General features: G+C 64.5%; 21 protein-coding genes, 1 tRNA gene and 1 pseudogene. 19 read left to right on the top strand and 4 right to left on the bottom strand.

All coding sequences use genetic code 11. The annotated features are described in order from the left end of the window. Positions 1 to 123: 123 nt before the first annotated feature. A pseudogene (locus ACYVH8_RS06090) lies at positions 124 to 1,128 on the bottom strand (NAD(P)-binding domain-containing protein). On the opposite strand from ACYVH8_RS06090, the gene ACYVH8_RS06085 reads away from it, so the two are divergent. Continuing rightward, on the top strand, positions 1,066 to 2,763 hold the full coding sequence (locus ACYVH8_RS06085) for a thiamine pyrophosphate-binding protein (RefSeq protein ID WP_460487986.1): 1,698 nt from the start codon (positions 1,066 to 1,068) through the stop codon (positions 2,761 to 2,763). The pseudogene ACYVH8_RS06090 and the gene ACYVH8_RS06085 overlap by 63 nt on opposite strands. An 87-nt stretch (positions 2,764 to 2,850) precedes the next feature. Here the strand turns inward: ACYVH8_RS06085 and ACYVH8_RS06080 are convergent, their stop codons facing one another. Next, entirely contained in the window at positions 2,851 to 3,330 is a 480-nt protein-coding gene (locus ACYVH8_RS06080) for an SWIB/MDM2 domain-containing protein (protein ID WP_460487985.1), read from the bottom strand. A 446-nt stretch (positions 3,331 to 3,776) separates the two neighbouring features. Here ACYVH8_RS06080 and ACYVH8_RS06075 point away from each other — a divergent pair, with 446 nt between their 5' ends. The 12 genes from ACYVH8_RS06075 to ACYVH8_RS06020 all read left to right on the top strand — a co-directional run bounded on the left by ACYVH8_RS06075 (position 3,777) and on the right by ACYVH8_RS06020 (position 16,002). Further along, positions 3,777 to 4,166: a gamma-glutamylcyclotransferase family protein gene (locus tag ACYVH8_RS06075; protein ID WP_460487984.1), complete on the top strand. Its 390-nt coding sequence runs from the start codon at positions 3,777 to 3,779 to the stop codon at positions 4,164 to 4,166. 327 nt (positions 4,167 to 4,493) lie between these two features. Further along, on the top strand, positions 4,494 to 5,813 hold the full coding sequence (gene aceA / locus ACYVH8_RS06070; RefSeq protein WP_460487983.1) for an isocitrate lyase: 1,320 nt from the start codon (positions 4,494 to 4,496) through the stop codon (positions 5,811 to 5,813). 278 nt (positions 5,814 to 6,091) lie between these two features. Then, the gene (locus ACYVH8_RS06065) at positions 6,092 to 7,192 is read left to right on the top strand and encodes a ketopantoate reductase family protein (RefSeq protein WP_460487982.1); all 1,101 of its coding nucleotides are present in this window, start codon (positions 6,092 to 6,094) and stop codon (positions 7,190 to 7,192) included. Between the two features lie 283 nt (positions 7,193 to 7,475). Next, positions 7,476 to 9,437, top strand: coding sequence for a threonine--tRNA ligase (gene thrS, locus ACYVH8_RS06060; RefSeq protein ID WP_460487981.1), 1,962 nt, complete (start codon positions 7,476 to 7,478; stop codon positions 9,435 to 9,437). Between the two features lie 71 nt (positions 9,438 to 9,508). Then, positions 9,509 to 10,108 (top strand): translation initiation factor IF-3, encoded by a 600-nt coding sequence (gene infC, locus ACYVH8_RS06055; RefSeq protein WP_460487989.1) that lies wholly within the window; start codon positions 9,509 to 9,511, stop codon positions 10,106 to 10,108. A 249-nt stretch (positions 10,109 to 10,357) separates the two neighbouring features. Next, positions 10,358 to 10,561, top strand: a complete 204-nt coding sequence (gene rpmI / locus ACYVH8_RS06050) for a 50S ribosomal protein L35 (protein WP_057675808.1) — start codon at positions 10,358 to 10,360, stop codon at positions 10,559 to 10,561. A 25-nt stretch (positions 10,562 to 10,586) separates the two neighbouring features. Further along, positions 10,587 to 10,946, top strand: coding sequence for a 50S ribosomal protein L20 (gene rplT / locus ACYVH8_RS06045; RefSeq protein ID WP_174252392.1), 360 nt, complete (start codon positions 10,587 to 10,589; stop codon positions 10,944 to 10,946). 166 nt (positions 10,947 to 11,112) lie between these two features. After that, positions 11,113 to 12,249: a phenylalanine--tRNA ligase subunit alpha gene (locus tag ACYVH8_RS06040; RefSeq protein ID WP_460487980.1), complete on the top strand. Its 1,137-nt coding sequence runs from the start codon at positions 11,113 to 11,115 to the stop codon at positions 12,247 to 12,249. A 138-nt stretch (positions 12,250 to 12,387) separates the two neighbouring features. After that, positions 12,388 to 14,820 carry a phenylalanine--tRNA ligase subunit beta gene (gene pheT / locus ACYVH8_RS06035; RefSeq protein WP_460487979.1) on the top strand — a complete coding sequence of 811 codons (2,433 nt, stop codon included), beginning with the start codon at positions 12,388 to 12,390 and terminating at the stop codon, positions 14,818 to 14,820. A gap of 35 nt (positions 14,821 to 14,855) precedes the next feature. Next, positions 14,856 to 15,200, top strand: a complete 345-nt coding sequence (locus ACYVH8_RS06030) for an integration host factor subunit alpha (RefSeq protein WP_460487978.1) — start codon at positions 14,856 to 14,858, stop codon at positions 15,198 to 15,200. A gap of 218 nt (positions 15,201 to 15,418) precedes the next feature. Continuing rightward, the gene (locus ACYVH8_RS06025; protein WP_460487977.1) at positions 15,419 to 15,874 is read left to right on the top strand and encodes a MerR family transcriptional regulator; all 456 of its coding nucleotides are present in this window, start codon (positions 15,419 to 15,421) and stop codon (positions 15,872 to 15,874) included. Positions 15,875 to 15,925: 51 nt separating this feature from the next. Further along, positions 15,926 to 16,002, top strand: a tRNA-Pro gene (locus ACYVH8_RS06020). Positions 16,003 to 16,085: 83 nt separating this feature from the next. Here the strand turns inward: ACYVH8_RS06020 and ppx are convergent. Both ppx and ACYVH8_RS06010 read right to left on the bottom strand, forming a co-directional pair. Beyond that, positions 16,086 to 17,582 (bottom strand): exopolyphosphatase, encoded by a 1,497-nt coding sequence (gene ppx, locus ACYVH8_RS06015; RefSeq protein WP_460487976.1) that lies wholly within the window; start codon positions 17,580 to 17,582, stop codon positions 16,086 to 16,088. A 145-nt stretch (positions 17,583 to 17,727) separates the two neighbouring features. After that, on the bottom strand, positions 17,728 to 18,873 hold the full coding sequence (locus tag ACYVH8_RS06010; RefSeq protein ID WP_460487975.1) for an ABC transporter substrate-binding protein: 1,146 nt from the start codon (positions 18,871 to 18,873) through the stop codon (positions 17,728 to 17,730). Between the two features lie 196 nt (positions 18,874 to 19,069). Here ACYVH8_RS06010 and pstS point away from each other — a divergent pair, with 196 nt between their 5' ends. From pstS to phoB, 6 genes are all read left to right on the top strand, one after another. Then, positions 19,070 to 20,113 carry a phosphate ABC transporter substrate-binding protein PstS gene (gene pstS / locus ACYVH8_RS06005; protein WP_460487974.1) on the top strand — a complete coding sequence of 348 codons (1,044 nt, stop codon included), beginning with the start codon at positions 19,070 to 19,072 and terminating at the stop codon, positions 20,111 to 20,113. A 31-nt stretch (positions 20,114 to 20,144) separates the two neighbouring features. Then, the gene (pstC, locus tag ACYVH8_RS06000; protein WP_460487973.1) at positions 20,145 to 21,110 is read left to right on the top strand and encodes a phosphate ABC transporter permease subunit PstC; all 966 of its coding nucleotides are present in this window, start codon (positions 20,145 to 20,147) and stop codon (positions 21,108 to 21,110) included. A gap of 121 nt (positions 21,111 to 21,231) precedes the next feature. After that, on the top strand, positions 21,232 to 22,089 hold the full coding sequence (gene pstA / locus ACYVH8_RS05995; protein WP_460487972.1) for a phosphate ABC transporter permease PstA: 858 nt from the start codon (positions 21,232 to 21,234) through the stop codon (positions 22,087 to 22,089). 52 nt (positions 22,090 to 22,141) lie between these two features. Next, complete coding sequence (gene pstB / locus ACYVH8_RS05990) at positions 22,142 to 22,927, top strand: phosphate ABC transporter ATP-binding protein PstB (RefSeq protein WP_460487971.1); 786 nt, start codon at positions 22,142 to 22,144, stop codon at positions 22,925 to 22,927. Between the two features lie 105 nt (positions 22,928 to 23,032). Next, positions 23,033 to 23,734 carry a phosphate signaling complex protein PhoU gene (phoU, locus tag ACYVH8_RS05985; protein WP_460487970.1) on the top strand — a complete coding sequence of 234 codons (702 nt, stop codon included), beginning with the start codon at positions 23,033 to 23,035 and terminating at the stop codon, positions 23,732 to 23,734. 226 nt (positions 23,735 to 23,960) lie between these two features. Next, complete coding sequence (gene phoB, locus ACYVH8_RS05980; RefSeq protein WP_460487969.1) at positions 23,961 to 24,674, top strand: phosphate regulon transcriptional regulator PhoB; 714 nt, start codon at positions 23,961 to 23,963, stop codon at positions 24,672 to 24,674. Positions 24,675 to 24,692: the final 18 nt, after the last annotated feature.

Raw genomic sequence — 24,692 nt, 5'->3', positions numbered from 1 at the left:
CAGGCTGACGTTGCCGCGCTGCACGGGGAAGCAGTGTTCGATGCGTTTGAATTGCTCGGGTGTGATCTCCATGCCTGCAGTTTCGCATTCGATGACTCTCGACACAATTAGTGTTAACACGCCCTAGACGACGCTGCGGTGGCGCGCGATGCAGGTGTCGAACACCTCGTCGCCGCTGCGCTTCCACTAGTCGGGCTCGGAGAAGATCTCGACCTCGCTGTAGCCCGCATGGCCGGCCTGCTCGACCCAGCCGCGAATCTTGCGCAGCTCGATCACGCCGTCGCCCATCATGCCGCGGTCGCTCAGCAGATCGCACGTCCGGCGCGCGCGTACCCGAGCGATGCCGTCGTGCACCTCGGCGCGTGCGCGGCCCAGTTCCTTGTAGGTGGCCCGACCCGCCAGCGCCCCGGGCAGGGCGTCGGCCACGAGCACCAGGCAGGGTGCGTTGAGCGTCTTGGCCTCGTCGATGGCGCGTCGGTCGTCGTCGAGCGCGGCGCACAGGCCGGCGGCGTCGGCCGCCGGGAAGAAGCCGCCACGGCAATAGTCCGACAGCCGCATGCCTTGGGCGCGCAGCTGACGCGCCACCGCGGCCAGGCCGACGGCCGCGACCGGATCGCGCCAGGGGCTGATGGCGCGGATGCCGCGCTCCGCGCACTGGTCGATGATGCGCGACAGCGGCGCCTCGATGAAATCCACACCCCGCTTCTTGAGGCGCGCAGCCAGGGCTTCGAGTGCATCGGGTGTGCCGGTGGAGCAGTCGAGGATGTGCCGCACGCCGGGGACGGACAGCAGCCCGTCTGCGCCCTCCACCACGCCCGGCACGTCGTCGGTGTTGAAGACGGCCAGCACCATGCAGCCAGCCGCAGCAGCCACGTCGGCCAGCGTGGCGGCGGCCTGTACGCCCGGGGCGGCCAGGGCCTCACGCGCTTCGGCGCGCAGGTCGTAGCCGGCGACATGAAAGCCGGTGCCGGTGGCCATGAGGCGCTGCGCCAGCGTGCTGTCGAACGTACACGGATAATCGTCCCGGACAGCGACACCTCTCCAAGCGCCACACGGGAAAGATACATGAGCCAACAAGCAGCGGGACACCTGATCGTGCAATGCCTGATCGAGCAGGGCGTTAAGCATGCCTTCGGCGTGCCGGGTGAAAGTTTTCTGGCCGTGCTCGACGGCTTCCACGCCTACCGCGAGCAGATCCAGTTCGTCATCAACCGGCAGGAGGGCGGGGCCGCCTTCATGGCCGAGGCCCACGGCAAGCTCACGGGCCGCCCGGGTGTGTGTTTCGTCACCCGCGGGCCCGGCGCCACCAACGCCTCCATCGGCGTGCACACCGCCTTCCAGGATTCCACGCCCATGGTGCTCTTCGTCGGCGATGTGGCCAGCGACATGCGCGACCGCGAGGCTTTCCAGGAGGTCAATTACGAATCCTTCTTCGGCCCCAGCACCAAGGGCTTCGCCAAGCGCGTGGAGCGCATCGACGACGCGCGCCGCATCCCCGAGTACATCGCCCGGGCCTTCGCCACCGCCATGAACGGCCGCCCCGGCCCGGTGGTGCTGGTCCTGCCCGAGGACATGCTGGTGCAGATGGTGGATGTGGCTCCCCTGCCGCGCGTGGAGGCGGTGCAGGCCTGGAGCGATCCGGGTTCCCTGCGCAGCTTGCGCGAGATGTTGCTGGCCGCGCAGCGCCCCCTGGTGGTGGCCGGCGGCGGCGGCTGGACACCGCAGGCCGCGCAGGCCTTGCAGCGTTTTGCCGAGAACTGGAAGCTGCCCGTGAGCAACGCTTTCCGTTTCCAGGACACTTTTGACAACCAGCACCCGCAGTACGCGGGCGACATGGGCATCGCGCCCAACCCCCAGCTGGCCAAGCGTATCCAGGACAGCGACCTTATCCTCGCCATCGGCCCGCGCCTGGGCGAGATGACCACCGGCGGCTACACCCTGCTCGCGGTGCCCAGACCTAAGCAGAAGCTGGTGCACATCCACAGCAGCGCCGAGGAACTCAACCGCGTCTATCAGGCGGATCTGGCCATCCACGCCACCATGAATGCCGCCGCGCGTTCGCTGGAGGTGCTGACCGCACCGCCCAGCCTGCCCTGGGAAGCGTGGACCCAGGCCGCCAACGCCGACTACCTGGCGAACCTGCAGCCGCAGCCCCTGCCCGGTGAGATCGACATGCCGGCCATCGTGGCCCTGGTGCAGAAGCACCTGCCGGCCGACACGGCGGTGACCAACGGCGCGGGCAACTTTGCGAGCTGGGTGCACCGTTTCTGGCGCTACCGCGGCCTGGCCCATGGGGACAAGACCCAGCTGGCGCCGACCAGCGGCGCCATGGGCTACGGTGTGCCCGCCGGCATCGCCGTGGCCATCACCCAGGGGCGCATGGCCTTCACGATCGCCGGTGACGGAGATTTCCTCATGAACGGGCAGGAGCTGGCCACCGCCGTGCAGCATGGCGCCAAGACGCTCATCGTGCTGCTCAACAACGGCATGTACGGCACCATCCGCATGCACCAGGAGCGCGAGTTCCCGCAGCACGTCAGCGGCTCGCAGCTTCAGAACCCCGATTTCGTGGCCCTGGCGCGCGCCTATGGCTACGCCGGCACACGCGTCACGCGCACCGCCGAATTCGAGGCGGAACTGAAGGCCGCCGTGGCCCGCCCCGAGGGCACCTTGATCGAGATCATGCTGGACCCCGAGGTCATCACCACGCGCGGTACCCTGGGCGCCATCACGCAGGCGGCGCTGGCGCGGCGGAAGAAGTGAGCGCGGGGGTGGCCCGCGGCGCGTGCCGCGAGCGGGCATAAAAAAGCCGGCTTTGCAGCCGGCTTTTTCGTCAACGGGGTGAACCGTTTACTTGAGGTGCTTGCCGATCAGGGCGGCCATTTCGAACATCGAGACTTGCGCCTTGCCGAAGATGGCCTTCAGCTTGTCGTCAGCGTTGATGTTGCGCTTGTTGACCTTGTCTTGCAGGCCGTTCTTCTTGATGTAAGCCCACAGCTTGCTCACGACTTCCGTACGCGGCAGGCCGGCGGAACCCACCACGGCGGCCAGGGCCGGGCTGGGGGTCAGGGGCTTCATGAAGGCGGCGTTCGGGGTGCGCTTCTTGGCCGGAGCCTTTTTCTTCGCAGCCTTTTTGGCCGGAGCCTTCTTGGCAGCGGCCTTCTTCGCCGGAGCCTTCTTCGCAGCCGGCTTCTTGGCCGGGGCCTTCTTGGCAGCGGCCTTCTTCGCCGGAGCCTTCTTCGCTACCGCCTTTTTAGCGGGAGCCTTTTTCGCAGCGGCCTTCTTGGCCGGAGCTTTCTTGGCCGGAGCCTTCTTCTTTGCAGTTGCCATGATTGAATTCCTCTTCTAGAAGTTGATTAATCACCAGAGGGAACTGCTTCCTCTCTGGTATTGCGGATGCTATAGGAGAAAAAACGCAACTCCAAGCGAAAAGTGCGTTTTCTCCCTCTGGGATGTTGTTTTTTTCATCGCGATTTTCGGGCTGCTACGCTCTGCAAATCGCCTTTTTCCCTCTGGAGACGCCTTCCGGAGGGGCTCAACACATGCGGTGACGAGAGGAAACCCATGCACACGCAGACCTGCTGCCACCCCTGTTTCTCCTCTGGAGCGGCCGTTTTTCCGTCTGCGATTGCTCCAGCGCGCGCCGCTGTGACGGCCCTGCGGCGCTGCCGATGCGCTGCGATGGCGGCTCGGTGTGCGCCTGCCGCAGCCTGCGCCGTCGCCTGAAAAAGCCCGGCGCTTTATCGCCCCCAGGAGCCCGCGAAGGACGCCACCCCATGCCTGAGCAGCCCGGACTTCATGTCTTCGTCTATGGCACGCTGCGCCGCGGCGAGGCCAACGACATCAACCGCCTGACGCCGGCGCCGCGTTACCTGGGGCAGGCTCGCATCCGCGGCGCGCTTTACGACCTGGGGCCCTATCCCGGTGTGGTCCTGGGTGGCGAGGCCTGGGTGCGGGGTGAGGTCTACGCCATCACCCCCGAACTCGAGAGCGAGCTCGATCGCATCGAAGAGGTGGCGCCGGTGCCCAGTGGTGAATATGCGCGCCGTCATGTTGACGTCGAGGTCGATGGCCAGCCGCTGCTCTGCCTGGTCTACGAAATCGATGCGCGGCGTGTGCAGGGCAGGCCGCGCATCGTCACGGGCGATTGGTTGCGGCGCCGCTGAGCCCGTTTCATGCACCGTTTGGCGTGGCCCGGTGCGAAGCCTTGAAGCACCAGGCTGCGCGCATTTCAAAACAGCCCACTCTTGTTTCATGATTTGAAATTCAATGCTGATGCATCGCAGCAAAATTTCTCAATACGAGATACTTAATTTCATATTGCGAATATAAAAATGCAAGTCATTGATTTTCAATGAAATTAAATATGTCTTCTATAAGACACAAGAGATTTTAAAAGTCTTATACAAGACTTAAAGTAGAGCCATCGATCCAGGCCGCACCGCAGCGACGGGACCGACCGGTTTCATCCACCAAGCTCTAGGAGTTACACCATGCCGCAGACCCTGACCGAACAGCTCAGCCGTGAGCAACAAATCGCCGCCCTGGAAAAAGACTGGGCCACCAACCCCCGCTGGAAGGGCGTCGAGCGCGGCTACAGCGCGGCCGACGTGGTGCGCCTGCGCGGCTCCTTCCCCATCGAGCACACCATCGCCCGACGTACTTCCGAGAAGCTGTGGGACATGCTGCACAGCGAGCCCTACGTCAACTGTCTGGGCGCGCTGACCGGTGGTCAGGCCATGCAGCAGGTCAAGGCCGGCGTGAAGGCCATCTACCTGTCGGGCTGGCAGGTCGCCGCCGACAACAACACCTACTCGTCCATGTACCCGGACCAGTCCCTGTACCCGGTGGACTCGGTGCCCAAGGTCGTCGAGACCATCAACAACACCTTCCGCCGTGCTGACGAGATCCAGCACGCCAAGGGCATCGACGCCGGCCACAAGGACCACATCGACTACTTCGCCCCCATCGTGGCCGATGCCGAAGCCGGTTTCGGCGGCGTGCTCAACGCCTTCGAGCTGATGAAGGCCATGATCCGCGCCGGCGCCGGTGGCGTGCATTGGGAAGACCAGCTGGCTTCCGTCAAGAAGTGCGGCCACATGGGCGGCAAGGTGCTGCTGCCCACCCGCGAGTCCTGCCAGAAACTGATCGCCGCACGCATGGCCGCCGACGTGATGGGCGTGCCCACCCTGGTGATCGCCCGTACCGACGCCGAAGCCGCCGACCTGCTGACCTCCGACTACGACGAGATCGACAAGCCCTTCCTGACCGGTGAGCGCACCGCCGAAGGTTTCTACAAGACCCGCAAGGGCCTGGACCAGGCCGTCGCCCGCGCCAACGCCTACGCCCGTTACGCCGACCTGGTGTGGTGCGAGACCGGCACGCCCGACCTGGACTTCGCCAAGAAGTTCGCCGACGCCGTGCACAAGGTGCACCCGGGCAAGATGCTGGCCTACAACTGCTCGCCTTCCTTCAACTGGAAGAAGAACCTGGACGACGCCACCATCGCCAAGTTCCAGCGCGAGCTTGGTGCCATGGGCTACAAGTACCAGTTCATCACGCTGGCCGGCATCCACAGCATGTGGTTCAACATGTTCGATCTCTCGCAGGACTACGTGAAGCGCGGCATGAGCGCCTACGTGGAGCGCGTGCAGGAACCCGAATTCGCCGCCCGCGACCGTGGCTACACCTTCGTGTCCCACCAGCAGGAAGTCGGCACCGGCTACTTCGACGACGTCACCACCGTCATCCAGGGTGGCAAGTCCAGCGTCACCGCGCTGACCGGCTCCACGGAAGAAGAGCAGTTCCACTAAGCATCTGACACCCAGCCACGGGGCTGACGCGCCTGCCTGATACGCGGGTCCGTCAGCCCCGTGCAATTTCCGGGACGATTTTGATTATTTTTAAAAATGTTGTCATTCAATAAAATTAATAAAAAGTTTTATTCAATGACAACATAAGAATTGAATTTACCTTATTAGTAGCTGTTTATATATTTGTGCCATACCAAGCCGGTTGCCCCGCTCCCCAGTCGAGCATCCAGCGCTGAAACGATTTCTAAAACTACGGACCCGCAAGGGCATCAATCATCATGAGCAAGAAATACAACATCCTGATCCTGGGCGCCTCTTATGGCTCCCTGCTCGCCAGCAAGCTGCTCATGGCGGGTCACTCGGTCAGCCTGGTGTGCCGCCGCGACACCGCCAACCTGATCAACAGCGAGGGCACCCGCGTGCGCATGCCGGTCAAGGGCCGCGAGGGCCTGGTCGAGATCGACTCGCGCCAGCTGCCCGGCAAGCTCACCGCCGTCATCCCCACCGACGTGAAGCCCGAGCAATACGACCTGGTCTGCCTGGCCATGCAGGAGCCGCAGTACAGCGCCAGCGGCGTGCGTGAGCTGATGAAGGCCATCGCACTGGCCAAGGTGCCCTGCATGTCCATCATGAACATGCCGCCGCTGCCCTACCTGGCCCGCATCCCCGGCCTGGACGCCAGCGCCCTGCGTGCCTGCTTCCATGACGCCAGCGTCTGGGAGCACTTCGAACCCGGCCTCATGACCCTGTGCAGCCCTGATCCGCAAGCCTTCCGTCCGCCGGAAGAGCAGCCCAACGTGCTGCAGGTCGGCCTGCCCACCAACTTCAAGGTGGCCGCCTTCGACAACCCCGCGCACACCGCCATGCTCGAGCAGATGGAGGCCGACATCATCGCCGCCCGCCTCACGGTCAACGGCGAGGCGCTGGACCTGCCGGTCAAGCTCAAGGTGCATGACTCCATCTTCGTGCCGCTGGCCAAGTGGGCCATGTTGCTCACCGGCAACTACCGCTGCGTGCAGGCCGACGGCATGCGCGCCATCAAGGACGCCGTGCACGGCAACCTGGAGCAGTCGCGCCAGGTGTACGAGTGGGTGGTGGACCTGTGTGTGCAGCTGGGTGCTTCCCGCGACGACATGGTGCCTTTCGAGAAATACGCCGCCGCCGGCCAGGGCCTGCTCAAGCCGTCCTCGGGTGCCCGCGCCCTAGCGGCCGGTGCCACCGACATCGAGCGCATCGATCTGCTGGTCAAGCTGGTGGCCGAGCAGAAGGACCTGTGCAACGAGTCGGTCAGCGAGACCGTCAAGGTGGTCAACGGCTGGCTGGACCGCAACCGCAAGGCGGCCGCCGCAAAAAAAGCGGCTGAGGTGGTCACCGCCTGAGCGGCGGGGCCGCCTCGGCCTCTGCTTCCCGACTGTCACGCAACGCCAGGGGCTCGCTCCCTGGCGTTGCCGTTTGAGGCCTCGGTTAGAATGAGGGCTGTGGACCCAGCGTCCGTTCACAAGAGCGAGAAAGGCACCCTGGTTATGACACCGCGAACTACCACCGCCAGCGAGAAACGCCACAGGGGTTGCTAGTCCGCGCGCCCCCGGGCGCAGGTGCCGTCACATTCAAAACAAGGCGCGGTCACTACCGCGCCTTTTTCATTTTCTGCGAGTGAGAGATATGGTTCAGATCACGCTACCCGACGGTTCCAAACGCGACTTCCCCGGCCCGGTCACCGTGGCCGAAGTAGCTGCCTCCATCGGCGCCGGCCTGGCCAAGGCCGCGTTGGCCGGTAAGGTCCCCGCCGAAGGTGGTTCAGGCTTCAAGGTCGTCGACACCAGCTACCAGATCACCGCCGACAGCCCGCTGTCCATCGTCACCGCCAAGGACGCCGATGGCCTGGAGGTCATCCGTCATTCCACGGCCCACCTGCTCGCCTACGCCGTCAAGGAGATCTTCCCCGACGCGCAGGTCACCATCGGCCCGGTCATCGAACACGGCTTCTATTACGACTTCTCCTACAAGCGCCCCTTCACGCCCGAAGACCTGGTCGCCATCGAGAAGAAAATGGCCGAACTCGCCGCCAAGGACGAGCCCGTGGTGCGCCGCGTGCTGCCGCGCGACGAGGCCGTGGCCTGGTTCAAGAGCCTGGGCGAGCACTACAAGGCCGAGATCATCGCCAGCATCCCGGCCAATGAAGACGTCAGCCTCTACCGCGAAGGCAAGTTCGAAGACCTGTGCCGCGGCCCCCACGTGCCCAGCACCGGCAAGCTCAAGCACTTCAAGCTCATGAAGGTGGCCGGTGCCTACTGGCGCGGCGACCACCGCAACGAGATGCTGCAACGTGTCTACGGCACGGCCTGGGCCAGCAAGGAAGAGCTGCAGCAGTATCTGACCATGCTCGAAGAGGCCGAGAAACGCGACCACCGCAGATTAGGCCGCGAGCTCGACCTGTTCCACCTGGACGAGCATTCCCCCGGCACCGTGTTCTGGCACCCCAAGGGCTGGTCCATCTGGCAGGAGGTGGAGCAGTACATGCGCCGCGTCTACCGCGACAACGGCTACCAGGAGGTCAAGGGCCCGCAGATCCTGGACAAGGCCCTGTGGGAAAAGACCGGCCACTGGGACAAGTACCGCGAGAACATGTTCACCACCGAGAGTGAAAAGCGCGACTACGCCCTCAAGCCCATGAACTGCCCGGGCCACATCCTGATCTACAAACAGGGCATCAAGAGCTACCGCGAACTGCCCCTGCGCTACGGCGAATTTGGTGCCTGCCACCGCAACGAGCCCACGGGCGGCCTGCACGGCATCATGCGCGTGCGCGGCTTCACCCAGGACGACGGCCACATCTTCTGTACAGAAGACATGATCCAGGCCGAGGTCAAGGCCTTCACCAAGTTGCTGCAGAAGGTCTACGCGGACTTCGGCTTCAAGGACATCATCTACAAGCTGTCCACGCGCCCGGAAAATCGCATCGGCACCGAAGAGAGCTGGGACCGCGCCGAAGCCGCTCTGGCCGCGGGCCTGAAGGCTTCAGGCTGCGATTTCGACTACCTGCCGGGCGAGGGCGCCTTCTACGGCCCCAAGATCGAATACACCCTCAAGGACGCCCTGGGTCGCCCCTGGCAGTGCGGCACCATCCAGGTGGACCCGAACCTGCCCGAACGCCTGGACGCCGAGTTTGTGGGGGAGGACGGCGCCCGCCACCGCCCCATCATGCTGCACCGGGCCATCGTGGGCAGCCTGGAGCGTTTCATCGGGATTTTGATCGAGCAATACGCTGGCGCGCTGCCCACCTGGCTGGCCCCGGTGCAGGTTTCGGTGCTCAATATCACCGACGCCCAGGCCGATTACTGCCAGGAAATCACCCAAAAACTCAAGAAATCTTTGCCAAATCAAGAACTTAGGGTGGTCACGGACCTGCGCAACGAGAAAATTACGTATAAAATACGCGAGCATTCGATGCAAAAGCTGCCCTACATCCTCGTCGCAGGCGACAAGGAGAAAGCAGCAGGCGCCGTCGCAGTGCGTGCCCGGGGTAACAAAGACCTCGGTGTGATGTCCCTCGAAGCCTTTGTGCAACTCATCGCGGACGACATCGCTCACAAGTCAGTCGAACCGGCCCCCGCAGGGCAGTGAGTCAGGCTTTTGGTGCGTACAGTGGCGGCTGACAGCCGTGCCGGGGCGGCAAAGTTTTAAGGAATTGAACCATCGCTACTGAATTTCGTGATCGTCGCCAGCGCGAAGAGCGCAAGCACCGCCTGAACCGTGAAATCATGGCCCCTGAGGTCCGGATTTCCGGCCCCGAGAATGAGCCCATGGGGGTGGTGAGCCTGACGGAGGCCCTGCGTTTGGCAGGCGAGATGGATGTGGACCTGATCGAAACAGTGGCCACTGCAAACCCTCCCGTCTGCCGCCTGATGGACTACGGCAAGTTCAAGTTCCAGGAGCAGAAGAAGGCCGCCGAGGCGAAATCGAAGCAGAAGGTCATCGAGGTCAAGGAAATCAAGTTCCGGCCCGGTACCGACGATGGGGACTACAACATCAAGTTGCGCAACATCAAGCGCTTCTTGGAAGAGGGTGACAAGTGCAAGATTACCTTGCGCTTCCGTGGTCGCGAGATCACGCACCAGGAGATCGGCATGGCCATGCTGGACCGCATGCGCGCCGATCTGGCGGATCTGATCGTGGTCGAGCAGTTCCCCAAGCTGGAAGGCCGGCAGATGATCATGATGATCGCGCCGGGCAAGAAAAAGGCCGGCGCCGCTTCTGCGGCAGCCAAGCCTGCCGCAGAAGCGGCGCAAGGTTGAGTTTTTTCCTGCGGGTTGCAGAACCGGCAGGAAATGCCGGGAAGGCGAAAGCTTTCCCGAAACGCCGCGGGGTGAAACCCGCATCGAGGGCGGCGGGGTCAAACCCGCCGCTGAGGTGGTCGGTGTCAAAGCCGGTTGCCCAGCAAGTGGGGGGTGTCACAACTCGCCACTTAACAAGTGGCTCGGGGCCTACAAGGCTGGAAAAGGTTTCCAGACGCCTCACGAGCACAAGGTAATAGGAGCATTTACATGCCCAAGATGAAGACCAAGAGCGCAGCGAAGAAACGCTTCCGCGTTCGTCCCGGTGGCACCGTCAAGCGCGGCCAAGCCTTCAAGCGTCACATCCTGACCAAGAAGACCACCAAGAACAAACGCCACCTGCGGGGCTCCACCGCTGTGCATGCGACCAATATGGGTCACATGGCGCAGATGCTGCCCGGCCAAGGCATTTAATCAACGACGAACAAGGAGTAATCACATGCCTCGCGTCAAACGTGGTGTAACGGCTCGCGCCCGCCATAAAAAAGTTCTCGCCCTTGCCAAGGGCTTCCGCGGTCGCCGCGGTAATGTCTTCCGCATCGCCAAAGAAGCGGTGATGAAGGCCGGGCAATATGCCTACCGTGACCGCCGTACCAAGAAGCGTGTCTTCCGTCAGCTGTGGATTGCCCGTATCAACGCGGCAGCCCGTCAGTGCGGCATGACCTACAGCCAGTTCGCCAACGGCCTGAAGAAGGCCCAGATCGAGATCGATCGCAAGGTGCTGGCTGACATCGCCGTGCACGACATGACGGCTTTTGCCGGCATCGTGGAGAAGGTCAAGGCCAAGCTGGCTGCTTGATCTTCACGCCAGAGGTGCTATTTTTTCGATAGCGCCTCGCGCACAAGAAAAAAGGGCTAGAGCTTTAAAAGAGCTTTAGCCCTTTGTCATTTTGAAAGCGATCAGGAGATGGGGTGGGCGGTGCCGACCCTGATGTCCTGATCTCTTTGCATAAGCGGATGTGAACATGAACGAGTTGGACGCCATCGTCGCCAGCGCACAGAGCGCCTTTGCCCAGGCCGTCACCCCGGCCGACCTGGAAAACGCCAAGGCGCGTTTCCTGGGCAAGACCGGCAGCATCACCGAGCTGATGAAGGGCATGGCTGCCCTCAGCGTGGAAGAGAAGAAGAGCCGCGGTGCCGCCATCAACGTGGCCAAGCAGGCCGTCGAGGCCGCGCTCAATGCCCGCCGCCAGGCCCTGGCCGATGCCGAGCTGAACAAGCAATTGCAGGCCGAGGCGCTCGATGTGTCTCTGCCCGGCCGCGCGCGTGGCGCCGGAGGCCTGCACCCCGTGAGCCTGACCATGGAACGCATCGAGGCCATCTTCGGCTCCATGGGTTTCGAAGTGGCCCAGGGCCCCGAGATCGAGGCCGATTGGTACAACTTCACCGCGCTCAATACGCCCGAAGACCATCCCGCGCGTTCCATGCACGACACCTTCTACGTAGAAGGCGGCAGCGCCAAGGCGCCCAATCTGCTGCGCACGCACACCAGCCCCGTGCAGGTGCGTCACGCCCTGCAGCACGTGGCCGCGTACAAGGCCAGGATGGACAAAGGCGTGAGCCCCGCCGGGCCGTCCCAAGGGGCGAAGGCCCCCTCGGGGGGCAGCGACCCACGCGCAGCGGGGGAGCGTGGGGGCCTTGATGTCATGCCCGAGATTCGTGTCATCGCCCCGGGCCGTACGTATCGAGTCGACAGCGACGCCACCCACTCGCCCATGTTCCACCAGTGCGAAGGCCTGTGGATCGGCGAGAACGTGAGCTTCAAGGACCTCAAGTACCTCTTCACCGAGTTCTGCCGCACCTTCTTCGAGAGCGACGACCTGGTGCTGCGCTTCCGCCCCAGCTTCTTCCCCTTCACCGAGCCCAGCGCCGAAATCGACATTCAGTTTCAGAGCGGCCCGCTGGCCGGCCGCTGGCTGGAGGTGGCCGGCTCCGGCCAGGTGCACCCGAACGTGGTGCGCAATATGGGCCTGGACCCCGAGAAGTACATCGGCTTCGCCTTCGGCATGGGCATGGACCGCTTCACCATGCTGCGCTACGGCGTCAACGACCTGCGCCTGTTCTTTGACGGCGACCTGCGTTTCCTCTCGCAATTCCGATGATCAGCCACACCCCTGAGTCGCGCCTAGGGGCGCGTCACCCCCTCAAGGGGGCAACACCAGCGGCCCGGCAAAGCCGGTTCCGCGGTGTTTCGCGCAGGGGCACCCAAACGCACTAACGAATCACGCTGAGAATCTTCTATGCAATTCCCCGAGTCCTGGCTGCGCGAATTCTGCAACCCGCCGCTCTCCACCCAGCAACTGGCCGACACGCTCACCATGGCCGGCCTGGAGGTGGAAGAGCTGCGCCCCGTGGCCCCGCCCTTCACCCAGATCGTTGTCGGTGAAATCAAAGAGGCCGTGCAACACCCCAACGCCGACCGCCTGCGCGTGTGCCAGGTGGACGTGGGGCGGGGCAGTCTGCTGAACATCGTCTGCGGCGCGCCCAATGCGCGCGTGGGCATCAAGGTGCCCTGTGCGCTCGTTGGCGCTGAGCTGCCGTCCGGTGAGGACGGCAAACCTTTCCTCATCAAGCTGGGCAAGCTGCGTGGCGTCGAAAGCCAGGGCATGCTGTGCTCGGCCCGCGAACTCAAGTTGTCCGAAGACCACGGTGGTCTGCTGGAGCTGGCAGCCGATGCGCCCATCGGCCAAGACATCCGCCAGGTGCTCAAGCTGGACGACACGCTCTTCACCCTGAAATTAACGCCGAATCTCGCGCACTGTCTGTCCGTCTACGGCGTGGCGCGTGAAGTGGCCGCGCTGACCGGCGCGCCGCTCAAGACCCCGGCCATCGCCCCTGTGGCGGCCAGGCTGGCCGACAAGCAGCCCGTCAAGGTCAGCGCGCCCGATCTCTGTGGCCGCTTCTCCGGCCGCATCGTCCGCAACGTCAACACCAAGGCTGCCACCCCCCAGTGGATGGTGGACCGCCTGGCCCGTTGCGGCCAGCGCAGCGTGACCGCGCTGGTGGACATCTCCAATTACGTGATGTTCGAGTACGGCCGTCCCTCGCACATCTTCGACCTGGACAAGATCCACGGCACGCTGGACGTGCGCTGGGGCAAGCCGGGTGAACAGCTCAAGCTGCTCAACGGCAACACCGTCACCGTCGATGCCGAAGTGGGCGTGATCGCCGACGATCAGCAGGTCGAGTCCCTGGCCGGCATCATGGGCGGCGACGCCACCGCCGTGTCCGACGACACCCAGCACGTCTACGTCGAAGCCGCCTTCTGGTGGCCGCGTGCGATTGCCGGCCGTTCGCGTCGCTACAACTTCGCCACCGACGCCGGCCACCGTTTCGAGCGCGGCGTGGACCCGCAGCTCACCGTGGAGCACATCGAGCGCATCACCCGGCTCATCGTGGACATCTGCGGCACACCCACCACCGCCTGCGGCCCCATCGACGACCAGCAAGTCAAGATGCCGGTGGCCCAGCCTGTCACCCTGCGTGTGGCGCGCGCGGCCAAGATCATCGGCATGCCGCTGACCCAATCGCAGTGCGCCGACGCGCTCAAACGCCTTGGTCTGCCGCTGACCGAAGGGCAGGGGGCCATCGCAGTGATGCCCCCGCTGTACCGCTTCGACCTGCAGATCGAGGAAGACCTCATCGAGGAAGTGGCGCGCCTGGTGGGCTACGACCACCTGCCCCACACCCCGCCGCTGGCACCCGTGGTGCCCAAGAGCCGCCTGGAGGCCCAGCGCAGCCCCTTTGCCGTGCGCCGCCAGCTGGCCGCGCTGGGCTACCAGGAAACCATCAACTACAGCTTTGTGGACGAACGCTGGGAGCAGGAGCTGGCCGGCAACCCCAGCCCCATCAAGCTCATGAACCCCATCGCCAGCCAGATGGGTGTGATGCGCTCCACGCTGCTGGGCTCGCTGCTGCAGGTGCTCAAGTTCAACCTGGACCGCAAGGCCGAGCGCGTGCGCGTGTTCGAACTGGGCCGCGTCTTCCTGCGAGATGCCAGCGTAGCCGACAGCCACACCAGCGTGGCCGGCTTCGCTCAGCCCATGCGTGTGGCCGGCCTGGCCGCAGGCGGCGTGGACAGCCTGCAGTGGGCCACCAAGGAACGCGCCGTGGACTTCTTTGATGTCAAGGCCGATGTGGAAACCCTGCTGGCCCCGCGCCAGCCCGTCTTTGAAGCCGCCGAACACCCAGCCATGCACCCGGGCCGCTGCGCCCGCGTGCTGCTGGACGGCGAAGCCATCGGTTTCGTGGGCGAGCTGCATCCGCGCTGGCGCCAGGGCTACGAGCTGGCCCAGACTCCCGTGCTGTTCGAGCTGGAACTCGACGCCGTGCTGGCGCGCGAGACGCCGACCCTGCGTGCCATGAGCAAGTTCCAGGCGGTGGAGCGCGACCTGGCCGTCATCGTGGCCGAGAGCGTGAGCCACGCCGCGCTGATGCAAGCCATCTGGGCCGCGCCCACGGCCGGCCTGCTGCGCCATGCGATACTCTTCGACGTCTACCGCGCCAAGCCGGGGGCAGCCTCGGCCGGCCTGGCCGAGGGCGAGAAAAGCCTGGCGGTGCGCCTCACGCTCAACAGCGACGAAGCCACCCTGACCGAAGAACAGATCGAAGCCAGTGTGCAAGCCGTGCTGGCCACGCTGCAAAAGCAAGTGAGCGCGCGGCTGCGGGCCTGAGCCGGACCAGCAAGAACAACACGAGACGGGCAAGCATGGAAATCACGGTCGAAAGTCTGGAAACCCCCGCGCTGACCAAGGCGCAGCTGGCCGAACTGCTGTTTGAGCAGATCGGGCTGAACAAGCGCGAGTCCAAGGACATGATCGACGCCTTCTTCGACCTGATCGCCGACAGCCTGGTCAACGGCAACGACGTCAAGATCTCGGGCTTCGGCAACTTCCAGATCCGCACCAAGGCCCCGCGCCCCGGCCGCAACCCGCGCACCGGCGAGGCCATCCCGATCGAAGCGCGCCGTGTGGTCACCTTCCACGCCAGCCACAAGCTCAAGGAACAGATCCAGGAGGAGGGCGGTCGCCCGGCTTCCCGTATCGCCGCCTGATTTCCCACGCCCGGCCCCGCTGCGGGCTGGTGCTTCCTCACCCCCCATCCAAGCCGCTTTGACGGCCATTCGGCCCCATTTCGGGATCCGGCCTGTGGCTGCCCGTCACCCCGGTCCCCGGAAAAACCCGGCTTTTTCAGATTCCGTGCAAACAGGCTTTGCATCCGCCCCTGACTTAGAGTAACCTAGAAGCTTTCTCTTGTATCACATTGATTTCAATGGAGAATGCGCTCCCCCCCATCCCTGCCAAACGCTACTTCACCATCGGTGAGGTCGGCGACCTGTGTGGCGTCAAGCCTCACGTGCTACGGTATTGGGAGCAGGAGTTCACCCAGCTGCGACCCATGAAGCGGCGCGGCAACCGCCGCTACTACCAGCACCACGAGGTGCTCATGATCCGCCGCATCCGTGACCTGCTCTACGACCAGGGTTTCACCATCAGCGGCGCGCGCAACAAGATGCAAGAGCTGCTGTCCGCCGAACGCGACAAGAAACGCGCCGGCGAAGTCATGCTCGACGGGGTGGAAGTGCTGGAGATGAACGAACCGTCCGACCTGGACGAGTTCAGCGAGAGCCAGCTGGTGGAAGACGATCTGCCCGCCGCCGTCGACAAGCTGCACCTGGTCAAACGCGAACTCACCGAAATCCGCGACCTGCTCGCCGGCAGCTTCTGAGTCCGAGCCCCAGGAAGGGGCCAAATCTGCAGGTATAATTCAAGGCTCGATCGGTGTGTGGCGCAGCCTGGTAGCGCACTTGCATGGGGTGCAAGGGGTCGAAGGTTCGAATCCTTTCACACCGACCAATCGACAAATATGAACGCCGCTAGCGGAAACGCTGGCGGCGTTTTCATTTGGATCGAAGACTCGCTCCTGGACGGTAGTCGATTCAGTCCGGATGTTCCACCTGCAAGGTCCACGCCGTCTTCAACCAAGCCTGCACTTCATCCATCAGCAGATGGGCTGACTGCGGGTAACGCTGCACCCAGTCCGCACGGCAACTCAGTTGCACTTCACGCTCCCCGTCCCACGCCAGACGCAACCCTTGCAGGTCTGGATCACGCCGCGCGTGGCAGAGGATGACGGCCAGGCGCAGGGCCATGAGTTGCAGGGTGAAGGCCTCGTCGTCGAGTTGCAGGTCGAGCTTGCGCAGCTTGCCGCGGTGGCCCAGCACGAGCTGGCCCAGGCGGTGCAGCTCGTTCATGGTGAAGCCGGCGGCGTCGGCGTTGTCGAGGATATAGGCGCCGTGCTTGTGGTAGTCGCTGTGCGAGATGGCGCTGCCGATCTCGTGTAACTGTGCGGCCCAGCCCAGTTTGCGCAGGGCGCGTTCGAGTTCCTCGGTTTCGTCCTGGCCGGCCAGTTGGCGCAGCAGGTGGTGCGCGACCTGGCTCACGCGCCGGGCCTGCGCCGGGTCGGCGTTGAAGTTGCGGGCCAGGCGCAGCACGCTGGTGCTGCGCTGGTCGCTCTGTTCGTGTTCGCGGTCCAGCAGGTCGTAGAGCGCGCCGTGGCGCAGTGCGCCCTGGGCCACGTGCATCTCCTCGATGCCCAGCAGGCTGAAGAGGGCGCGCAGCACGCTGACACCGCCGCCGATGACGGCGCGCCGGTCGTCCTTCATGCCCTCAATGCGCAGGCGGTCGGCGCTGCCGGCCTTGAGCAGGTGGTCCAGCATCCAGTCCAGGCCCTCCTGCGTGATCAGGCCTTCGGCCCAGCCGGCAGCCTGCAGCACGTCGCCGACGGCGCCCACCGTGCCCGAGGAGCCGTAGGCCAGGTCCCAGTCGTCCTGCCGGCAGCTGTTGAGGGCTTCGTCCAGCACGGCCTGGGCGGCGACTTCGGCGGTCTCGAAGGCCTCGGCGGTGAAGTTGCCTTCGGGGAAATAACGCATGGACCAGGCCACGCTGCCCACGCGGTAGGAGTCCATGAAACGCGGGCGGTAGCCCTGGCCCAGGATGAGTTCGGTGGAGCGCCCGCCGATGTCCACCACCAGGCGGCGCTCGTCGGACTGAGGCAGCAGGTGGGTCACGCCCTGGTAGATCAGGCGCGCTTCCTCGCGGCCCGAGATCACGTCGATGGGAAAGCCCAGGATCTTCTGCGCACGTTCCAGGAAGACTTCACGGTTGCGGGCTTCGCGCAGGGTCTGGGTAGCGACGGCGCGCACCTGGCTTTTCCGGAACCCGGCCAGGCGCTCGGCGAAACGGCCCAGGCAGTCCCAGCCGCGCTGCATGGCGTCGATGGTGAGGTTGCGTTCGGCGTCCAGGCCGTTGCCCTGGCGCACGGTTTCCTTGAGGTACTCGCGGCGCTTGAGCAGACCGTGGTCCAGCTGGGCGATCTCGAGGCGAAAGCTGTTGGAGCCCAGGTCGATGGCGGCGAGGTCGGTGCCGTTTTTCATGTGTGCGTCTGAAGCTGAGTCGAGGTCATGGTACCCGGCTCCATAACTTGTGAAGAAATCGTAGCGAGCGGCCCGAGCGCGGCGGCCGAAGCCAACACCGCCCGACGCGGCAATCGGGCTGCGCAGCAGATGTCTTCACAAGTTCTCAGCCGAGGATGCGGCCATCGGCCGCCAGCATGCTCTGGGTCACGTAGGCGCTGGCGCGCCGCTGCGACTGGAAGCTGATGCGGAATCCACCCAGGTCGAGTGCGCTGCGTTTCTGGAAGGCCTGCAGCACCTGGGGACGCGTGACGGTCGGCTCCAGCGTCTGCAGCACGTCCTGGGCGTAACGCGCAGCGATGTAGCCGGCCAGACTTTGGGGCGTGGGCGGCTCGTCGAAGAGGCGTGCCAGCGTTTCCCGGTAGCTGCGCACGACGGGCAGGCCGGCCGTGACCATGGGCACGACCTGGGTGGCCACCACGGCCGTGCTGCGGGACTGGCCCAGCTGGTTCAGGGTCTGCAGGTTGACGTCGGCCAAGCCGATGACGTAACGCTGGCGGTCCTGCTTTTCCAGGCCCAGGGTGAACTGCGCGAGCTCGGGCGTGCCGCCGACGAAGAGCAGGATGGGCGGGGTCTGGGGGGTGAGCTGCTGGCCCAGCTGCTGCAGGGTGCCCGTGAGCGTGTAGGGGACGAGCTGTATCTTCAGATGGCCGGCCACGCGCTGCACCTCGGCCTGGTACAGATGCTGCTCCTGCGCCGAGGCGTAGACCACGCCGAGCGCGGGCACGCCGACCACCGAGAGCGACTTGAGCGCGTGGCTGATCTGCTCCTGGCGCGAGGCGAAGATGGGGAAGGTGCGTTCAGTGCCGGCTTGGGCATCGTCGTGCAGCCATGGTGCGACGTGCGCGATCTCCAGCGGGTCCTGGCGCAGCAGGCCGACCAGCAGGGAGGCGATGCGGTCGCCGGCGGTGCCGCACAGTGCTACGCACTGGGGCAGGGCACGCACGGTTTCCAGCGCCTGGCGCAGGCTGGGCAGGCTGCCGTCGACCTCCAGCACGGTGTGTTGCACCGGGCGGCTGCGCAGGCCGCCCCGGGCATTGAAGTCCTGCCAGGCCGCCCGCGAGCCGATCAGGAAGTCGCGCGAGACATCGAGCTGGCCGGGCGAGACATCGACGATCTGCACAATCTCCGGGCCCCGCAGGGTGGGGGCCGGTTTCAGGGGCTGGGCGCGGACGGGCTGGCTCGACAGCAAAGCGCTGGCGCCGACGCCCAGCAGCAGTTGGCGGCGTTGCAAAGAAGCGGGAAAAGGCATGTGCGGGAGATCTTTGGACGAAACAAGGAACGTCTCAGCTTAGACAGGGTGCATGACGATTTCATGAAATGAGTCGGTCTTTTTCGTGACAGAATTGCGACAGGCAATCCGCCCGGCCCCTCATCGGATGTCATATTGCTGACACAAAATCTTCTTAAAGTTTGCCCATCTCCAACCAACCCTTAAGGAGCTTTCGATGATGACAACTTTCAAGCGAACCCTGATGAGCCTGACGGCCACCGCCCTGCTGGGCGCCGCCGGCCTGGCCGGCGCGCAGGATGTGACTGGCGCCGGCGCCAGTTTCCCGGCCCCCGTCTACGCGAAGTGGGCGTCTGAGTACAACAAGGCGACCGGCATCAAGGTCAACTACCAGTCGGTGGGTTCGGGCGCCGGCATCAAGCAGATCGATGCCAAGACCGTGGATTTCGGTGCTTCCGACATGCCGCTGAAGGATGCGGAACTGGCCAGCAAGGGCCAGCTGCAATTCCCCACCGTGATGGGCGGTATCGTGGCCGTCGTGAACGTGAAGGGCATCGAGCCGGGTCAGATGAAGCTGACCGGCCCCGTGCTGGCCGACATCTATCTGGGCAAGATCACCAAGTGGAATGATGCCGCCATCAAGGCCCTGAACCCCGGCCTGAACCTGCCGGATGCCGCCATTGCACCGGTGCGCCGCGCTGACGGCTCCGGCACCACCTTCGGTTTCACCAACTACCTGAGCAAGGTCAGCACCGACTGGAAGGACAAGGTCGGTGAAGGCACCGCCGTGAACTGGCCGGTGGGTGCGGGCGGCAAGGGCAACGAAGGCGTGTCCGCTTTCGTGGGCCGCCTGCCCAACTCGATCGGTTATGTCGAGTTCGCCTACGCCAAGCAGAACAAGATGGCTCACACCCTCCTGCAGAACAAGGACGGCCATTTCGTGGCTCCGGACGACTCGACCTTCAAGGCCGCCGCCGCCGGCGCTGACTGGGCCAAGAGCTTTTACCAGGTGCTGACCAACCAGCCCGGCAAGAACGCCTGGCCGATTGCCAGCGCCACCTTCATCCTGATGCACAAGGTGCAGGACAAGCCGGCCAACGCCGCCCAGGTCCTGAAGTTCTTCGAGTGGGCCTACAAAAACGGCGACAAGACCGCTGCTGACCTGGAGTATGTGCCCATGCCTGACGTGGTGAAGGCTGCGATCCACAAGTCCTGGGAGCAGATCAAGGATGCTTCCGGCAAGCCGATCGCCTACAAGTAAGTCAACCAGCCAGAGGAACTGCCAGTAAGCCATGAGTTCATCCCCGTCCGCACAAACGTCCCGCACCGGGCCCTGGGCCGATACCCTGTTCGGCTGGCTCGCCAAAGGCGCGGCGTGGGTGACTCTGGCGCTGTTGGCCAGTATCCTGATGTCCCTGATGGCCGGCGCCTGGCCGGCCATCGAACGTTACGGTCTGGGTTTCCTGACCAGCCCGGTGTGGGATCCGGTGCAGGAGAACTTCGGCGGCCTGGTGATGATCTACGGCACCCTGGCCACCTCCTTCATTGCCTTGCTGATCGCCGTGCCGGTCAGCTTTGGCATTGCCCTGTTTCTGACGGAGATGTGCCCGGCCTGGCTCAAGCGCCCGCTGGGCACCGCCATCGAGCTGCTGGCGGCGGTGCCGTCCATCGTCTATGGCATGTGGGGGCTGCTGGTGTTCGGCCCCATCCTGTCGCAATACGTGCAATTGCCGCTGCAGTCGCTGTTCACCGGCGTGCCCTACCTGGGAGCCCTGGTGTCGGGACCGCCGGTGGGGCTGGGCATCCTGTCGGCCGGCATCATCCTGGCCATCATGATCATCCCCTTCATCGCCGCCGTGATGCGCGATGTGTTCGAGGTCACCCCGCCCCTGCTCAAGGAGTCGGCCTACGGCCTCGGTTCCACCACCTGGGAGGTGGTCTCCAAGGTGGTGTTGCCCTATACCAAGGCCGGTGTCGTCGGCGGCATCATGCTGGGCCTGGGCCGTGCCCTGGGCGAGACCATGGCCGTGACCTTTGTCATCGGCAACATGAACCAGCTCAACACGCTCAGCCTTTTCGACGCGGCCAACAGCATCACCTCCGCGCTGGCCAACGAGTTTGCCGAGGCCGCCTCCGGCCTGCACCAGGCTTCGCTGATCTACCTGGGTCTGGTGCTTTTCTTCATCACCTTTGTCGTACTGACCCTGTCCAAGCTACTGCTCATGCAGCTCAAGAAGAATGAGGGGGCCAAGTCATGAGGCGCCGGGCCCCTCCCAAGGCGGCAACGATGCTGCGGTGCGGACTCGCAATTGCGCGCAGCGCTTGTGATGTCGGAGCCAATCGCATCCCAATCCCAGTGCCCGGCACGGAGGTTTCACCATGAACGCGCAAGACCAGCTGCGCAGCGCCGCCTATCAGCGCCGCAAACGCGTCAACATCATCGCGCTGGCGCTGTCCATGGGCGCCATGGTCTTCGGCCTGTTCTGGCTGTTCTGGATCCTGTGGGAAACGTTGCGCCTGGGTCTGGGCGGTCTGGTCTGGGCCACGCTGACGCAGATGACGCCCCCGCCCAACGAGGCCGGCGGCATTGCCAACGCCATCTACGGTTCGTTCCTCATGGTGCTGCTGGCGACCTTCGTGGGCACGCCCATCGGCATCATGGCCGGCATCTACCTGGCCGAGTACGACCCCAGGGGCTGGCTGGCCGAGGTGACGCGTTTTGTCAACGACATCCTGCTCTCGGCCCCGTCCATCGTGATCGGCCTGTTCGTCTACGCGGTGGTGGTGGCGCGCTTCAAGTCCTTCTCGGGCTGGGCCGGCGTGATGGCCCTGGCGCTGATCGTGATCCCGGTGGTGATCCGTACCACCGAGAACATGCTGCAGCTGGTGCCCGCCGCCATGCGCGAAGCGGCCTACGCGCTGGGCACGCCCAAGTGGAAGGTCATCCTGATGATCACGCTGCGTGCGGCTCGCGCCGGGGTGGTCACCGGCGTGCTGCTGGCGGTGGCGCGCATCTCGGGCGAGACGGCGCCGCTGCTGTTCACTGCGCTGAACAACCAGTTCTGGACCTCCAACCTCGGGGATCCGATGGCCAGCCTGCCGGTCACCATCTTCAAGTTCGCCATGAGCCCCTACGAGAACTGGCAGCAACTGGCCTGGGCCGGTGTGCTGTTGATCACCATCACCGTGCTCGGGCTCAACATCATCGCGCGCGTGCTGACGCGCCACAAGGGCTGAGACCCAGGACCGCGTCATGTACACCAGCGAATACTCTCCTGCAAGGCAAACCATGGATCCCACTCCCCATCCGGCCGACACGCCTGCACCCAAGATCTCGGTGCGCAACCTGGATTTCTTCTACGGGAAATTCCACGCGCTCAAGGGCATCGACCTGGACATCCCGCAGAACAAGGTGACGGCCTTCATCGGCCCGTCCGGTTGCGGCAAGTCCACGCTGCTGCGCGTGTTCAACCGCATGTTCGAGCTCTACCCGGACCAGCGGGCCGAAGGCCAGGTGCTGCTCGACGGCGAGAACCTGCTGACCAGCAAGGAAGACGTGGCCCTGCTGCGCGCCAAGGTCGGCATGGTGTTCCAGAAGCCCACGCCCTTCCCGATGTCCATCTTCGACAACATCGCCTTCGGCATCAAGCTTTTCGAGTCGCTGAGCACCAGCGATCTGGAGGACCGGGTCGAATGGGCCTTGCGCAAGGCGGCCTTGTGGAACGAGGTCAAGGACAAGCTCAAGCAGAGCGGCTCCAGCCTTTCGGGCGGCCAGCAGCAGCGTCTGTGCATCGCGCGCGGCATCGCCATCAAGCCCGAGGTCATCCTGCTGGACGAACCCTGCTCGGCGCTGGACCCGATCTCCACCGCCAAGATCGAGGAACTGATCACCGAGCTCAAGGACGATTACACGGTGGTCATCGTCACGCACAACATGCAGCAGGCCGCCCGCTGCAGCGACTACACCGCCTACATGTACCTGGGTGATCTGGTGGAGTTCGGCTCCACCGAGCAGATGTTCTTCAAGCCCACGCGCAAGGAGACTGAAGACTACATAACCGGGAGGTTCGGATGAACCGGACAGTTATGCAGCGGTGCAGGCTAACTTCGCATAGCGAAGTTAAGTGCGGCGGCCGTAGCCACTACATCACCGGCCGTTTCGGCTGAGGAGGAAATGAACATGCCCGAAAAACACCTCTCCACGCAGTTCGACAGTGAACTGAGCTCCATCTCCAGCCGCGTCATGGAAATGGGCGGCCTGGTCGAAGCCCAGCTGCAGCAGGCCGTGCAGGCCCTGGCCCGGCTCAACATCGATTCGGCCCAGCAGGTGATCGAACTGGAGCACCGCGTCAATGCCATGGAGATCGAACTCGACCACGAGATCTCCTCCATCATCGCGCGCCGCCAGCCCACCGCGCGCGACCTGCGCCTGCTGATGGCCATCTCCAAGACGATCGCCAACCTGGAGCGTGCCGGCGACGAGGCCGAGAAGATGGCGCGCATGGTGCTGTCCATCATCCACAGCGGCGCGCCGCGCGCCTTGCCGGCCTCCGAGCTGCGCACGGCGGCCGACCTGGCCGCAGGCCAGCTGCGCAAGGCGCTGGACGCCTTTGCCCGGCTCGATACGACCACCGCCGTGGCCATCCTGAAGGAGGACGATCTGATCGACAAGGAGTTCGACAGCTTCGTGCGCGTGCTGATCACCTACATGATGGAAGACCCCCGCACCATCTCGCCCAGCCTGGACCTGCTTTTCCTGGCCAAGGCGATCGAGCGTGTCGGCGATCATGCGAAGAACATCGCCGAGCTCATCATCTACATCGTCAAGGGCGCCGACGTGCGCCATGCTTCGATCGAAGAGATCGAATCCGTATTGAAGTGAAACACCCCCAGGCTGCGCGCACTGCGTGTCGCTCATCGCCGAGGGGCCCCGGCCATAGGCCTAGGCTCTTCGACCTGTCCAGGCCTGCGCAGGCAGGCTTGGAGCCGCAGGTCTCAGCCCCCCTCAAGGGGGCGACGCCAGTGGCCCGGCAAAGCCGGTTCCACGGCGTTCCCCGATGGGATGGCTTGTGCATCATGGTTTTTCCGGGAGCGTAGGAGTTATAAGAATGAAGCAACCTGCTGTATTAGTGGTCGAAGACGAGCCGGCAATCGCCGAGCTGATCGCTGTCAACCTGCGTCACAACGGTTTCCAGCCCACCGTGGCGCCGGACGGCCTGGCCGCGCAGCGCGAGATCGATGCAGTGCTGCCCGACCTGGTGCTGCTGGACTGGATGTTGCCCGGTGAAAGCGGACTGAGCCTGGCGCGCCGCTGGCGCAACGATCCGCGGACCAAGACCGTGCCCATCATCATGCTGACCGCGCGCGGCGACGAGGCCGACCGCGTGGCCGGCCTCGATGCCGGCGCTGACGATTACATGGCCAAACCCTTCTCCACCAAGGAGATGCTGGCGCGCATCCGTGCCCTGCTGCGCCGGCGCGCGCCGGACCAGGGCGTCGTGACGCTGGAGATCGGCCGCCTCAAGCTGGACACGGCCACACACCGCGTGAGTTTTGCGGAGCAGGCCCTCAAGCTGGGCCCCACCGAATTCAAGTTGCTGCAGTACCTGATGAGCCACGCCGAGCGTGTGCACAGCCGCGGTCAGTTGCTCGACAAGGTGTGGGGTGACCATGTTTTCATCGAGGAGCGCACGGTGGATGTACACATCAAGCGCCTGCGTGAAGCGCTGGGTGAGGCTGCGCCCATGGTGGAAACCGTGCGTGGCACCGGTTACCGCCTGTCGGCACAACCCGTGCCGGCTTCTGCCGCGCTGCGTGGCTGAGGACGGGCCCGTCCCCGG

This window comes from Curvibacter fontanus, assembly GCF_054780335.1.
The sequence above is the reverse complement of the archived record's forward strand: the minus strand, read 5'-3'. Positions and strand labels throughout refer to the sequence as shown.

Bases quoted from the DNA above. Each gene is read 5' to 3' on its own strand.
- phoU (WP_460487970.1), top strand. From the start codon at position 23,033: ATGCCCGAAAAACACCTCTCCACGCAGTTCGACAGTGAACTGAGCTCC.
- pstB (WP_460487971.1), top strand. From the start codon at position 22,142: ATGGATCCCACTCCCCATCCGGCCGACACGCCTGCACCCAAGATCTCG.
- phoB (WP_460487969.1), top strand. From the start codon at position 23,961: ATGAAGCAACCTGCTGTATTAGTGGTCGAAGACGAGCCGGCAATCGCC.
- pstC (WP_460487973.1), top strand. From the start codon at position 20,145: ATGAGTTCATCCCCGTCCGCACAAACGTCCCGCACCGGGCCCTGGGCC.
- ppx (WP_460487976.1), bottom strand. From the start codon at position 17,582: ATGAAAAACGGCACCGACCTCGCCGCCATCGACCTGGGCTCCAACAGC.
- thrS (WP_460487981.1), top strand. From the start codon at position 7,476: ATGGTTCAGATCACGCTACCCGACGGTTCCAAACGCGACTTCCCCGGC.
- ACYVH8_RS06075 (WP_460487984.1), top strand. From the start codon at position 3,777: ATGCCTGAGCAGCCCGGACTTCATGTCTTCGTCTATGGCACGCTGCGC.
- ACYVH8_RS06080 (WP_460487985.1), bottom strand. From the start codon at position 3,330: ATGGCAACTGCAAAGAAGAAGGCTCCGGCCAAGAAAGCTCCGGCCAAG.
- rpmI (WP_057675808.1), top strand. From the start codon at position 10,358: ATGCCCAAGATGAAGACCAAGAGCGCAGCGAAGAAACGCTTCCGCGTT.
- rplT (WP_174252392.1), top strand. From the start codon at position 10,587: ATGCCTCGCGTCAAACGTGGTGTAACGGCTCGCGCCCGCCATAAAAAA.
- ACYVH8_RS06025 (WP_460487977.1), top strand. From the start codon at position 15,419: ATGGAGAATGCGCTCCCCCCCATCCCTGCCAAACGCTACTTCACCATC.
- ACYVH8_RS06040 (WP_460487980.1), top strand. From the start codon at position 11,113: ATGAACGAGTTGGACGCCATCGTCGCCAGCGCACAGAGCGCCTTTGCC.
- ACYVH8_RS06010 (WP_460487975.1), bottom strand. From the start codon at position 18,873: ATGCCTTTTCCCGCTTCTTTGCAACGCCGCCAACTGCTGCTGGGCGTC.
- aceA (WP_460487983.1), top strand. From the start codon at position 4,494: ATGCCGCAGACCCTGACCGAACAGCTCAGCCGTGAGCAACAAATCGCC.
- ACYVH8_RS06085 (WP_460487986.1), top strand. From the start codon at position 1,066: ATGAGCCAACAAGCAGCGGGACACCTGATCGTGCAATGCCTGATCGAG.
- pheT (WP_460487979.1), top strand. From the start codon at position 12,388: ATGCAATTCCCCGAGTCCTGGCTGCGCGAATTCTGCAACCCGCCGCTC.
- pstA (WP_460487972.1), top strand. From the start codon at position 21,232: ATGAACGCGCAAGACCAGCTGCGCAGCGCCGCCTATCAGCGCCGCAAA.
- pstS (WP_460487974.1), top strand. From the start codon at position 19,070: ATGATGACAACTTTCAAGCGAACCCTGATGAGCCTGACGGCCACCGCC.
- ACYVH8_RS06065 (WP_460487982.1), top strand. From the start codon at position 6,092: ATGAGCAAGAAATACAACATCCTGATCCTGGGCGCCTCTTATGGCTCC.
- ACYVH8_RS06030 (WP_460487978.1), top strand. From the start codon at position 14,856: ATGGAAATCACGGTCGAAAGTCTGGAAACCCCCGCGCTGACCAAGGCG.